This window comes from Peptacetobacter sp. (assembly GCF_029264495.1).
Lineage (GTDB): Bacteria > Bacillota > Clostridia > Peptostreptococcales > Peptostreptococcaceae > Peptacetobacter.
In genome coordinates, this window is sequence record NZ_JARIBH010000062.1 from 1 (window position 1) to 11,805 (window position 11,805).

Below are 11,805 nucleotides of genomic sequence, written 5' to 3' on the forward strand. Positions count from 1 at the left end.
AAACTTAAATAAATATATAATAATTAGTATAGTATGTGGTAAAATATAAATGATATAAACTTATTGACATTAGATAGGTAAAGGTGATAAGCTACTAAAAGAATTATAAGCTTTAAATTCGGTTCAGTGAGGCCGAAAAGGAGGTAAAAAATGTTAAAATCAAGAAATCTAATACAGCCAGAAGATTTTACTGTTGAAGAAATAGAGGAAATACTAGCTCTTGGACAGAGAATAATGAAAAATCCAGAAAAATATATTCATGTATGTGATGGAAAACTTTTGGCAACTCTATTCTATGAACCATCAACAAGAACAAGACTAAGCTTTGAATCAGCTATGAATAGACTTGGAGGTCGTATAGTAGGATTTTCAGATCCTAATGCATCATCTACATCTAAAGGAGAAACTTTACAAGATACAATGAGAACTGTATCAAATTATGTAGATATAATAGCTATGAGACATCCAGTAGCAGGTGCAGCAGCAGAAGCAGTAGAAGCTTGTAGTGTTCCTTTCATAAATGCTGGAGACGGTGGAAATCAGCATCCAACTCAAACTCTTACAGATTTACTAACAATAAAAACATTAAAAGGTAATTTAGAAAACCATACAATAGGTCTTTGTGGAGATTTAAAATATGGAAGAACAGTACATTCACTTGTAAAAGCTATGTCTAGATATTCAAATACAAAATTTGTATTTATAGCTCCAGATGAATTAAAGATGCCTGATAGTGTAAAAGAAGCTATAAAAGGACACGACTTTGTTGAAACTAATGATTTAGAATCAGCTATACCACAACTTGACATACTTTATATGACAAGGGTTCAAAGAGAGAGATTTGATGATATAGAAGAATACGAAAGATTAAAAGATACATATATATTAAATAAAGAAAAATTATCAGAAGCAAAAGAAGATATGTTAATACTTCATCCTCTACCAAGATTAAATGAAATATCAACTGATGTAGATGATGATAAAAGAGCAGTTTACTTTGAACAAGCAAAATTTGGAATGTATGTAAGAATGGCTTTAATAATGAAACTTTTAGGAATAAAAGACCCAGAGTAAACTATTAGAAAATGTGAAGGAGAATATAAATGTACGAAATAATAGAAAATAATTATATCGGCGATGATATGTATAGAATGAAAGTAGCCGGAAAATTTGAAGGAAAAATGGGGCAATTTTATATGTTAAGAGCATGGGATAAATACCCTGTACTTTCTAGACCTATAAGTATACATGATATAGATGAAGAAGGAATAACTTTTCTTTATAAAGTAGTAGGAGAAGGAACTGAAATATTTGCAAAACTTGAAAAAGGCGACAAAATAAAACTTCAAGGACCTTATGGAAACGGATATGAAAAAGTAGAAGGAAAAGTTGCTTTAGTAGGTGGAGGAATAGGTGTAGCACCACTTTATCTAGTAGCAAAAAATATTCCTGGATGTGATGCTTATCTTGGATTTAGAGAAGAAGCAATACTAGTAGAGGAATATAGCAAATACTGTAATGAAGTAAAAACTACTACAGGAAATACTTTTATAACAGATATCTTAAATGTAGAAGATTATGACTATATTCTTTCTTGTGGACCAACACCTATGATGGAAAAATTAGTTAAAATGTGTGAAGGAACAGATACAAGAATAATGATATCTCTTGAAAATCATATGGCATGTGGAGTAGGTGCATGTCTAGTATGTACTTGTAAAACAAAATTTGGAAATAAAAAAACTTGTAAAGATGGTCCAGTATTCTGGGGAGAGGATGTGATTTTCTAATGGCAGATTTAAGAGTTAAATTTGGAGAAATAGAATTCAAAAATCCTATAGTAATGGCTTCAGGTACTTTTGGATTTGGAAAAGAGTACAATGAATATTATGATATAAATACTCTAGGAGGAGTTAGCAGTAAAGGACTTACATATAATCCAAAACCAGGTAATAATGGACTTAGAATATATGAAACTCCATCAGGAATAATGAATAGTGTTGGACTTGAAAATCCAGGAGTGCAAGGATTTATAGATAACGAAATGCCATTTTTCGGTTCTTTAAACTGTGTAAGAATCGCAAATGTTGGTGGTGGATGTTTAGAAGATTATGTAAAAGGTGTAGAACTTTTAAATGATCAAGATATAGATATAGTAGAACTGAATATATCATGCCCTAATGTAAAAGCTGGAGGAATGGCTTTCGGAATAAAAAATGAAGTTGCTAGAGAAGTTGTAAGAGCAGTTAGAAAAGTTTGTAAACATCCTCTAGTTATCAAATTATCTCCTAATGCAGAAGATATAGTTGGTATGGCAAAGGTATGTGAAGAAGAAGGTGCAGATGGTGTATCTTTAGTAAATACTTTTAAAGCACTTGCAATAGACATAAAAAGAAGAAAACCAGTTTTTGAAAATGTAACAGCAGGACTTTCAGGACCAGCTATAAAACCAATAGCATTAAGAATGGTATATGAAGTAAGCCAAGCTGTAAATATACCTGTAATAGGAATGGGTGGAATATCAACAGCAGAAGATGTAATAGAATTTATAATGGCAGGAGCTGCTTTAGTGCAAGTAGGAACTGCAAACTTTATGGATCCAGAAATAGGAACTAAAATAATAAAAGATCTTAATGATTTTATGGATAAAGAGGGAATAAAATCTCTTGATGAAATAAGAGGGATAATATAATAAAAATATAGTATAATATATATAATTAATAAAAAGACTAAAAATAAAACAAAATTTTGGAGGAAAAAATATGAGCAATGTAGATGTAATAGAAATACTTAAAAAAAGTGATGCGTTATTAGAAGGACATTTCCTTTTATCATCAGGAAAACACAGTAATAGATATATACAGTGTGCAAAAGTTTTAAGATTCCCAGAATATGCAGAACAGGTATTAAGCACAGTTGTAGAACAAATAAAAGACCTTGATATAGACCTAGTAGTTGGACCAGCTATGGGTGGAGTTGTTGTTTCTTATGAATTAGGAAGACAGCTTGGAAAAGAAGCAGTATTCACTGAAAGAAAAGATAATACTATGGAACTTAGAAGAGGATTCGAAGTTAAACCAGGGGCTAAAATAATAATAGCAGAAGATGTTGTTACAACTGGTAAATCAACTAAAGAAACAAAAAGAGTTCTTGAAGAATTAGGTGGGGAAGTAGTAGGTGTTGCTTGTATAGCAGACAGAACTAGTGAAGATATAGGAATGCCAATATACAGTGCAATAAAATTAGATATACAGGTATTTGAAGCTGATGAATGCCCTCTTTGTAAAGAAGGAAAAGAAGCTTTAGTAAAACCAGGAAGCAGACAGTTCAAAGAATTAGGAATGTAATTTTATGAATAAAATATATAAATATAGACATCAAGTAACTGCTATATTTTGGGGAGTTATATTATGTGTAATGCTATTTTTATATAAAGTAAAAGAAACAAAAATAAGTGCAGTAGCATTTTTGACTGTAGCTATATTAATGTTTACATCTTTAAAATATGCAAAAGTAGTAGCTGATTATGAAAAGCAAAATAAAGAAGATGAAAAATTGAACAAAGAAGTCAAATAAATTATATTTGATTTTTGCATAAGAATTAAAAAATCGCTCCTTATGATTAATTCATTTGGAGCGATTTTTAATTATACTTAGTTTTTCATAAATCAAAAAATATAATTATAAAAATATATAATCTAATATCTAAACTATAGATTGAGCTATTTTTAATTCATTTAAAAATAATTCGATAGCTTTTTTAGGTTTAAAAGATTTTTGACAAATAGCATAAAAACTTCTAGAAAATTCGCTATCTATATCCATAGAAAAAATTTCCTTACTATCTTCAAAATATTTACATACTGAATTTGATAATATTGAAATTCCAAGACCATTTTTAACAGCTTCTTTAACAGCTAAACTGCTGCCCATAATAGAAATTGAACTTGGAACAATTTGTTTTTTATTTAAGAAATATTCGGTTAAAAATCTTGTACCAGAACCTTTTTCTCTCATAATCCAAGTTTTACCACTTAAATTATCATAAGAATGTATATTAGATATATAGTTTTGATAATTATAAGGAAATACAAGTTTCATACTCTCTTTAAAAAATTCAAACTGAGAAAAATCATCAGATATAATTTTTCTATCTATAACACCAATATCATAATTTAACTTCAATAAATCCTCTGAAATAGAATCGAAATCTTTTATATACAATTCGATCTCTACATCAGGATATTTTTTAGAAAATGAAGAAATAACTTTTGGAAGTATATAATTTGCAGCTGAAGGAACAGCAGCAATCTTTATATTTCCATAAATATTTTTTTCGTCTAATTTCACTTCTAATTTAGCAGATTCTACTATTGAAACAATCTCTTTAGCCCTTTTATACAATAAATTTCCCTGTTCAGTTATTTTTATAGTTTTTTGCCTAATAGACCTATCAATTAGCTTTTCTCCAAAATAATTTTCAAGATTCTTTACATGTACACTAACACTAGGTTGAGATAAACTTAAAAATTCAGCAGCTTTTGTAAAATTTTTAATCTCAACAACAGCAATAAAAGTTTTTAATTCTTCTAACAAAATAACCACCCCCCTCTAAATAGTTAAAATTAGAATTTGAATTAATTATAATCAATTAATTATAACATAGTGAGATAATAGATATTTAAAAATAAAGTGGATTTTTCTTTCTAATATCTAATTAATGGGGTATTATATAATAAAATAACAATAAATATATGAAGATGAGGTAGAAAATGAAAATAATAGAAAATAAAAATGGAATTATATTAGAAGATGTTGAAGATTTCGATCCTAAACATATATTTGAATGTGGTCAATGTTTTAGATGGAAATTAGAAGATGATAACTCTTATACAGGGGTTGCTATGGGAAAGGTAATAAATGTAAAAAGAGAAGATAAGAAAATATATATAGATAATACAAATAAAAAAGACTATGAAGAAATATGGAAAGACTACTTTGATATGGATACAGACTACAAACAAATAAAAAGTAATCTAAAAGAATTTGATGAGTATTTAGATAAAGCAGTAGACTTTGGCTGGGGTATAAGAATATTAAGACAAGATAGTTGGGAGATGTTAATATCATTTATAATATCTTCAAACAATAGAATACCTATGATACAAAGAGCTATAGAAAATTTATCTGAAAAATATGGGAAATATATAGGAGAATATAGAGGTAAAAAATACTATGCATTTCCAACACCGGAAGAATTAAATAAAGCTACACAAGAAGAAATAAGAGAATGCAAAACAGGATTTAGAGATAAATATATAAAAAGTACTTGTGAATCTATTGTAGAATCTGGAATAGATGTAAAAGAATATAGAAATATAAGTACTGAAGAATGTTGTAAAGAGCTGAAAAAATTTAATGGAGTAGGACCAAAAGTGTGCGATTGTATAGCATTATTTGGAATGCAGAAAATAGATACTTTTCCAGTCGATGTGTGGGTAAAAAGAGTTATGCAAGAATTTTATGTTGATGAAGATATGAGTCTTCCTAAAATAAGAAAATTTGCAATAGATAAATTTGGAGATATGGCAGGGTATGCACAACAATATTTATTCTATTATGCAAGAGAGCTTGGAATAGGTAAATAAGATATTATATATCTATATAAAAAAACAAAAAATTTATAAATAAAAAAATATATATAAACTATTGAAAAATGAAAATAAAAGGTATATTATAATAATTGTTAGCACTCATACTAATAGAGTGCTAAATAAATTCAACAATAATTTTTTACATATAATAGGAGGCGCTAATAAAATGAAAATAAGACCATTAGCAGACAGAGTAGTTATAAAAAGAGCTGAAGCAGAAGAAAAAACTGCAAGCGGAATAATACTTGCAGGGGCTGCAAAAGAACAGCCTCAAATAGCTGAAGTAATAGAAGTTGGACCAGGTGGAGTGGTAGACGGAAAAGACGTGAAAATGGAATTATCTAAAGGAGATAAAGTTATATATTCTAAATATGCAGGAACAGAAGTTAAAATAGAAGGAGAAGACTATATAATAATTAAACAGTCTGATGTATTAGCAGTATTAGAATAAATAAAAATATAGATTATTAGTGAGCCAAATACTCTTGCTTTTAGAATAGTTGGTTCAAATAAATATAAATTGGTAACATAGATAGATTTAAATTTAATTTAATAATTAGTTTTGACTAATTTTTATGTTGGGAGGAATTTAAAATGGCAAAAGAAATAAAATTCTCAGAAGATACAAGAAAAGCATTAGCAGCAGGTGTAAATAAATTAGCAGATACAGTAAAAGTTACAATGGGACCAAAAGGAAGAAATGTAATACTTGATAAAAAATTTGGTACTCCACTTATAACTAATGACGGTGTAACAATAGCAAAAGAAATAGAACTTGAAGATAGATTTGAAAATATGGGTGCTCAGTTAGTAAAAGAAGTTGCTGTAAAAACAAATGATATAGCAGGTGATGGTACTACAACAGCAACAGTATTAGCACAAGCTATAATAAGAGAAGGTTTAAAAAATGTAACAGCTGGTTCAAATCCTGTTCTTTTAAGAAAAGGAATACAAAAAGCTGTAGAAGTTGCAGTTGAAGAATTAAAAAAACATTCAAAAGATATATCTACTAAAGAAGAAATATCTCAGGTTGCATCAGTTTCATCTGGAGATGAAGAAGTTGGTAAATTAATAGCAGAAGCTATGGAAATCGTTGGAAAAGATGGAGTTATAACTGTTGAAGAATCAAAAACAATGCATACAGAACTAGATGCAGTAGAAGGTATGCAATTTGATAGAGGTTTTGTTTCTGCATATATGGTAACAGATGTAGATAAAATGGAAGCTGTTTTAGATAACCCTTATATATTAGTTACAGACAAAAAAATATCTAATATACAAGATATCTTACCAATACTTGAACAGATAGTTCAGCAAGGAAGAAAATTATTAATAATAGCTGAAGATGTAGAAGGAGAAGCATTATCTACATTAGTAGTAAATAAATTAAGAGGAACATTTGATGTAGTTGCAGTTAAAGCTCCTGGATTTGGAGATAGAAGAAAAGAAATGCTAGGAGATATAGCTACTTTAACAGGTGCTCAAGTAATATCTGATGAATTAGGATATGATTTAAAAGATACAGAACTTTATATGCTAGGTAATGCATCATCAGTTAAAGTAACAAAAGATGCCACTACAATAGTAGGAGGAGCAGGAAATAAAGAAGCAATAGATGAAAGAATAAATCAATTAAGATTTATGATAGATCAAACTACTTCAGATTTTGATAGAGAAAAATTACAAGAAAGATTAGCAAAACTTGCTGGTGGAGTTGCAGTTGTTAGAGTTGGTGCTGCAACAGAAGTAGAAATGAAAGAAAAGAAATTAAGAATAGAAGATGCTTTAAATGCAACAAAAGCTGCTGTAGAAGAAGGAATAGTAGCTGGTGGTGGTACAGCATTAGTAAGCGTAATACCAGCAGTAGAAGAACTAGTTAATTCTCTTGAAGGAGAAGAAAAATTAGGAGCAAGTATAATCAAAAAAGCATTAGAAGAACCATTAAGACAAATATCTATAAATGCAGGTCTTGAAGGTGCAGTTATAGTTAGAAATGTTATGGATGCAGATTTACATGTAGGATTTGATGCTTTAAACGAAAAATATGTAAATATGATAGATGCTGGAATAGTAGACCCTACAAAAGTAAGTAGAACAGCTCTACAAAATGCAGCATCAATAGCAGGTGTGTTCTTAACTACTGAAGCAGCAGTTGCAGATATACCAGAAAAAGAATCAGATCCAATGGCAGCAGGAATGCCTGGAATGATGTAATAAAATCTAAATTGATTTACAAGTAAAATTAAAATTTAGATAAAAATATTTAAATTTAAAATATTATAATATAAAATAAAAATTGTTTATCCTCCATTTTAATGGGTATACTAATAAAGGGAATAGATATAATTAGTATAAATTTAAGTGGAGGATAATTTTATGGAAAGACGTTTTGTAAATACATCATTTTTCTATATGATTTTAGCGATGATAAGTGGTGTATTCTTTAGAGAATTTACAAAATATAATAATTTTAATGGAGTAACATCTCTTGGAAAACTTCATGTACATTTATTTGTACTTGGAATGATTTTTTTCCTAATAGTTACAATATTAGAAAAAGAATTTAGAATATCAAAAGATAGTAGAATAAATAATTTTTATATACTATATAATGTTGGAATCATTATGACTGTAATTATGCTTTTAGTAAGGGGAATTGTAGAAGTAAAACAAGTTGTAGTTACTTCAGTTATAAATGCATCTATAGCAGGATTTTCTGGAATAGCTCATATAATTATATTTATAAGTATGATAACATTCTTTATGATTCTAAAAAAAGCAGTGAATTCAGATATAAATTAAATATAAATCATAAAATAAAAAGAGGGAATTGTCATAAATCGATTTCCTTTTTTTATTTTAAAAATTTATAAAATAATAAGAGTATAAATTTGACAATTTAATGATAAATCTTTTATTTGTCGCTGATTTAAAGTATAATAAATATATTATAATAGTTTTAATTATTCAAAAAATAAATAACATAAGGAGAGAAAAATGATGAAACATGAATTAGTGCTAGTCATAGACTTTGGTGGTCAGTATAATCAGCTGATAGCTAGAAGAGTAAGAGATAACAATGTATATTGTGAAATACTTCCATGCACAACTGATATCGAAAAAATCAAAGCTAAAAACCCATCAGGAATAATATTTACAGGCGGACCTAACAGTGCATATCTTCCTGATTCACCAACTATATCAACTGAAATATTTGAATTAGGTGTACCAGTATTAGGTATATGCTATGGAGATCAGTTAATAGCTCATCTTTTAGGTGGAAAAGTTGAAAAAGGTGGAAAACAGCAGAAAGAGTACGGAAAAACTGAAATAAATTACGGAAAATCAGTTTTATTCGAAGGAATGACAACAAACTCAGTTTGGATGAGTCATACAGATTATATATCTGAACTTCCTGAAGGATTTGAAATAATAGCAAATACTGATGTATGCCCAATAGCTGCAATGCAGAATACAGAAAGAAATATATATGGAGTTCAGTTCCATCCAGAAGTTGAACATTGTTTAGAAGGGGATAAAATATTAAGAAACTTCCTATACAATGTTTGTAAAGTAAAAGGTGACTGGACAACAGATTCATTCATAGAAGATAAAATAAGAGAAATAAAAGAAAAAGTTGGAGATAAAAAAGCTCTTTGTGGATTAAGTGGTGGAGTTGACTCATCAGTTGCAGCAGTATTAATGCACAGAGCTATAGGTGACAACTTAACTTGTGTATTCGTTGACCATGGTCTACTTAGAAAAGATGAAGGTGACGATGTAGAAAGAATATTCAAAGATAAATTCGATATGAACCTAATAAGAGTTAACGCTGAAGATAGATTCTTATCTAAACTTAAAGGTGTAACAGAACCAGAAAGAAAAAGAAAAATAATAGGTGAAGAATTTATAAGAGTATTTGAAGAAGAATCTGATAAATTAGGAAAAATGGACTTCTTAGTACAGGGAACAATATATGCTGACGTTATAGAAAGTGGACACGGAAATGGTGCAGCTACTATAAAATCTCACCATAATGTTGGTGGTCTTCCAGAAGATGTTGATTTCCAGGAAATAATAGAACCATTAAGAGAATTATTTAAAGATGAAGTTAGAAAAATAGGTTTAGAACTTGGAATAGATGAAGATTTAATATACAGACATCCATTCCCAGGACCAGGTCTTGGAATAAGAGTTATCGGTGAAGTTACAAAAGAAAAATGTGACATATTAAGAGAAGCCGATGCAATATATATGGAAGAATTAAAGAAAGCTGGATTATACAAAGAAATATGGCAGGCATTTGCTACACTTCCAGATGTTAAAACAGTTGGTGTTATGGGAGATGAAAGAACATATGCTTACCTAGTAGGTATAAGAGCAGTTACTTCTTCTGATGGTATGACTTCTGACTGGTACAAAATGCCATATGATGTATTAGAAAAAATATCAAATAGAATAGTTAATGAAGTTGATGGAGCAAACAGAGTAGTTTACGATATCACTTCTAAACCACCAGGAACAATCGAGTGGGAATAGTTAAAAACAGGCTCTAAAGACTTATAAATAGTCATTTTGAAACTGCTATGCTTGCAAATTTTAGAAATTGGTCACCTGAAGAAGAATTCTTTGGGTGATTTTTTTGTATTTAGAAATGCTATAGGTGGTTCCTATAGCATTTCTTTTTATAGCAAATTATTTTCTTTCAGGTATTCAATTCTCTTTTTTAGAATCTCATCTATTGAAAGTTCTTCAAACTCTTTCTGTGTAAGTGGTAATGAATAGTATTCGATAGATTTATTTTTCATGGAATCAAATTGTTCTTTTGTAATAGAGAAAGACTCCAAGTCAAACAAATTATCAGATAGCTCTCTTAAGATATTACACACATCACTATTAAAAGGATATTCCTTGTCATTGCCATAGAATATAATTTTTGCATTCCATTTATTTTCTTCTGTTTCAATATCATTATTAGGAAACTTATTTTCCACAATAATTTCAAACTCTATTTCTTTTTTCATTGCTAATTCATACATAAAAAGCACAAAATCTCTTATACTTGAAAGATCGAAAGCATAATCGCTTTTTCCGGCAAGCCAATCTAAAGTTACATTGTACTTATCGGCAATATCTATCAATGCATCTATTGTGGGATTATTATTTCCGTTTTCGTATGCGGACATAGACAGTTGAGGTATTACCAAAAATTCAGCAAATTCTTTCTGTGTTTTTTATTTATAGAATGAAGATATTTCAATCGTTCCGATACAATTTTATTGTTCATATTATAATCTCCTGTATTTATTATTTCTTATTATATAAAATCGTATACTAAAAATAAATAGAAATATTGATAAAAATTATAAATAACTATTAATATTAGTTATAAAAATTATTATACTAATATATATCGTAAGTCTAAATACAGAAGAAAGGAGGAAAAATATGAGAAATAAGAGCTTTGGTAGATAAAACCAAATATAAAAATCAGGATTGGGGGAGTGCATACCAACATACAAGTAGTAGCTAAAATTATATTAAAAATAAGAGATAAAGGCTTTAACTCTATGGAAGCATTGGGAAAAGGAATCCCCAAAATATCATTTCAAAAAAATGAATTAAAACAAGAATTTGATAGACTTTCATGGAAGTAAAAGAGAACATTATGAAGGCTATCACAAAAATCCGAATGATAAAATTTATATGATTATGAACAGAAAAGATGTAGAAGCCTATCAGAAATCCTATGAGGAGATAGATATTTTTTTGAAACAGTTTCTATATTTGAAAGATACTGTATTGGAAGGATTGAATAAAAAATCCGGTAAAACCCTTTTTCGAAAGTTAAATGAGCATATCAAGAAGTTGCAAGTTAGACAAGAGGAGATTGCTAAGAAACATAATTCATTAGCAGTACAGTATGATGAACTATAACATTTGAAAAATAACATGGATGAGTATCTATCTTGGTAGAAATAAAGGGGAGAAAAAAGAATCAGTAATCGGTACGCTTAAGATGCATCGGGTGAAAGATAAGAAAAAATCTAAAGTAAGGAAGAAATCAATAAAAGAAATTGAGAGATAAATATATGATCGGTGTGGTCTTTGGGCTGCACTGATTATTTTTTTGTATCAAATTTAACTTTTG

The 11,805-nt window shown here is 28.9% G+C and carries 15 protein-coding genes; 13 read left to right on the forward strand and 2 right to left on the reverse strand.

Features of this window, described 5'->3' with window-relative positions; genetic code table 11:
- Positions 1-150 precede the first annotated feature (150 nt).
- The 5 genes from pyrB to Q1J78_RS05685 all read left to right on the forward strand — a co-directional run bounded on the left by pyrB (position 151) and on the right by Q1J78_RS05685 (position 3,576).
- Entirely contained in the window at positions 151-1,074 is a 924-nt protein-coding gene (gene pyrB, locus Q1J78_RS05665; protein WP_300276392.1) for an aspartate carbamoyltransferase, read from the forward strand.
- Positions 1,075-1,103: 29 nt separating this feature from the next.
- Positions 1,104-1,790 (forward strand): dihydroorotate dehydrogenase electron transfer subunit, encoded by a 687-nt coding sequence (locus Q1J78_RS05670; protein ID WP_300276394.1) that lies wholly within the window; start codon positions 1,104-1,106, stop codon positions 1,788-1,790.
- Positions 1,790-2,692, forward strand: a complete 903-nt coding sequence (locus Q1J78_RS05675) for a dihydroorotate dehydrogenase (RefSeq protein WP_300276396.1) — start codon at positions 1,790-1,792, stop codon at positions 2,690-2,692. Before Q1J78_RS05670 ends, Q1J78_RS05675 begins: the two co-directional genes overlap by 1 nt.
- A 70-nt stretch (positions 2,693-2,762) precedes the next feature.
- Positions 2,763-3,347, forward strand: a complete 585-nt coding sequence (gene pyrE / locus Q1J78_RS05680) for an orotate phosphoribosyltransferase (RefSeq protein ID WP_300276398.1) — start codon at positions 2,763-2,765, stop codon at positions 3,345-3,347.
- A 4-nt stretch (positions 3,348-3,351) separates the two neighbouring features.
- On the forward strand, positions 3,352-3,576 hold the full coding sequence (locus Q1J78_RS05685) for a hypothetical protein (protein WP_300276400.1): 225 nt from the start codon (positions 3,352-3,354) through the stop codon (positions 3,574-3,576).
- Positions 3,577-3,705: 129 nt separating this feature from the next.
- On the opposite strand, the gene Q1J78_RS05690 is transcribed toward Q1J78_RS05685, so the two are convergent.
- Positions 3,706-4,596 (reverse strand): LysR substrate-binding domain-containing protein, encoded by an 891-nt coding sequence (locus tag Q1J78_RS05690; protein ID WP_300276402.1) that lies wholly within the window; start codon positions 4,594-4,596, stop codon positions 3,706-3,708.
- 176 nt (positions 4,597-4,772) lie between these two features.
- Here Q1J78_RS05690 and Q1J78_RS05695 point away from each other — a divergent pair, with 176 nt between their 5' ends.
- The 5 genes from Q1J78_RS05695 to guaA all read left to right on the forward strand — a co-directional run bounded on the left by Q1J78_RS05695 (position 4,773) and on the right by guaA (position 10,193).
- Complete coding sequence (locus Q1J78_RS05695) at positions 4,773-5,648, forward strand: DNA-3-methyladenine glycosylase family protein (protein WP_300276404.1); 876 nt, start codon at positions 4,773-4,775, stop codon at positions 5,646-5,648.
- 172 nt (positions 5,649-5,820) lie between these two features.
- Entirely contained in the window at positions 5,821-6,105 is a 285-nt protein-coding gene (locus tag Q1J78_RS05700; RefSeq protein WP_300276406.1) for a co-chaperone GroES, read from the forward strand.
- Between the two features lie 143 nt (positions 6,106-6,248).
- Positions 6,249-7,868, forward strand: a complete 1,620-nt coding sequence (groL, locus tag Q1J78_RS05705) for a chaperonin GroEL (protein WP_300276408.1) — start codon at positions 6,249-6,251, stop codon at positions 7,866-7,868.
- A gap of 162 nt (positions 7,869-8,030) precedes the next feature.
- Positions 8,031-8,456, forward strand: coding sequence for a DUF2871 domain-containing protein (locus tag Q1J78_RS05710; protein ID WP_300276410.1), 426 nt, complete (start codon positions 8,031-8,033; stop codon positions 8,454-8,456).
- Between the two features lie 198 nt (positions 8,457-8,654).
- Entirely contained in the window at positions 8,655-10,193 is a 1,539-nt protein-coding gene (gene guaA / locus Q1J78_RS05715) for a glutamine-hydrolyzing GMP synthase (RefSeq protein ID WP_300276465.1), read from the forward strand.
- Positions 10,194-10,339: 146 nt separating this feature from the next.
- Here guaA and Q1J78_RS05720 read toward each other — a convergent pair whose 3' ends face one another.
- A complete protein-coding gene (locus tag Q1J78_RS05720) occupies positions 10,340-10,840 on the reverse strand; it encodes a helix-turn-helix domain-containing protein (RefSeq protein WP_300276412.1) in 501 nt (166 codons plus the stop codon).
- A 318-nt stretch (positions 10,841-11,158) separates the two neighbouring features.
- Here Q1J78_RS05720 and Q1J78_RS05725 point away from each other — a divergent pair, with 318 nt between their 5' ends.
- Genes Q1J78_RS05725 through Q1J78_RS05735 form a run of 3 tightly spaced genes read left to right on the forward strand, consistent with a single transcriptional unit; the run spans position 11,159 to position 11,742 of the window.
- Positions 11,159-11,311 (forward strand): hypothetical protein, encoded by a 153-nt coding sequence (locus Q1J78_RS05725; protein WP_300276414.1) that lies wholly within the window; start codon positions 11,159-11,161, stop codon positions 11,309-11,311.
- A 55-nt stretch (positions 11,312-11,366) separates the two neighbouring features.
- On the forward strand, positions 11,367-11,591 hold the full coding sequence (locus Q1J78_RS05730; protein WP_300276416.1) for a hypothetical protein: 225 nt from the start codon (positions 11,367-11,369) through the stop codon (positions 11,589-11,591).
- Positions 11,592-11,610: 19 nt separating this feature from the next.
- The gene (locus Q1J78_RS05735; protein ID WP_300276417.1) at positions 11,611-11,742 is read left to right on the forward strand and encodes a hypothetical protein; all 132 of its coding nucleotides are present in this window, start codon (positions 11,611-11,613) and stop codon (positions 11,740-11,742) included.
- Positions 11,743-11,805: the final 63 nt, after the last annotated feature.

What these genes read in the sequence shown, in the direction of transcription:
- Q1J78_RS05675 (WP_300276396.1), top strand. Translation starts at nt 1,790, where the DNA reads ATGGCAGATTTAAGAGTTAAATTTGGAGAAATAGAATTCAAAAATCCT.
- Q1J78_RS05685 (WP_300276400.1), top strand. Translation starts at nt 3,352, where the DNA reads ATGAATAAAATATATAAATATAGACATCAAGTAACTGCTATATTTTGG.
- pyrE (WP_300276398.1), top strand. Translation starts at nt 2,763, where the DNA reads ATGAGCAATGTAGATGTAATAGAAATACTTAAAAAAAGTGATGCGTTA.
- Q1J78_RS05695 (WP_300276404.1), top strand. Translation starts at nt 4,773, where the DNA reads ATGAAAATAATAGAAAATAAAAATGGAATTATATTAGAAGATGTTGAA.
- guaA (WP_300276465.1), top strand. Translation starts at nt 8,655, where the DNA reads ATGAAACATGAATTAGTGCTAGTCATAGACTTTGGTGGTCAGTATAAT.
- groL (WP_300276408.1), top strand. Translation starts at nt 6,249, where the DNA reads ATGGCAAAAGAAATAAAATTCTCAGAAGATACAAGAAAAGCATTAGCA.
- Q1J78_RS05700 (WP_300276406.1), top strand. Translation starts at nt 5,821, where the DNA reads ATGAAAATAAGACCATTAGCAGACAGAGTAGTTATAAAAAGAGCTGAA.
- Q1J78_RS05710 (WP_300276410.1), top strand. Translation starts at nt 8,031, where the DNA reads ATGGAAAGACGTTTTGTAAATACATCATTTTTCTATATGATTTTAGCG.
- Q1J78_RS05670 (WP_300276394.1), top strand. Translation starts at nt 1,104, where the DNA reads ATGTACGAAATAATAGAAAATAATTATATCGGCGATGATATGTATAGA.
- Q1J78_RS05730 (WP_300276416.1), top strand. Translation starts at nt 11,367, where the DNA reads ATGAACAGAAAAGATGTAGAAGCCTATCAGAAATCCTATGAGGAGATA.
- pyrB (WP_300276392.1), top strand. Translation starts at nt 151, where the DNA reads ATGTTAAAATCAAGAAATCTAATACAGCCAGAAGATTTTACTGTTGAA.
- Q1J78_RS05735 (WP_300276417.1), top strand. Translation starts at nt 11,611, where the DNA reads ATGAGTATCTATCTTGGTAGAAATAAAGGGGAGAAAAAAGAATCAGTA.
- Q1J78_RS05720 (WP_300276412.1), bottom strand. Translation starts at nt 10,840, where the DNA reads ATGTCCGCATACGAAAACGGAAATAATAATCCCACAATAGATGCATTG.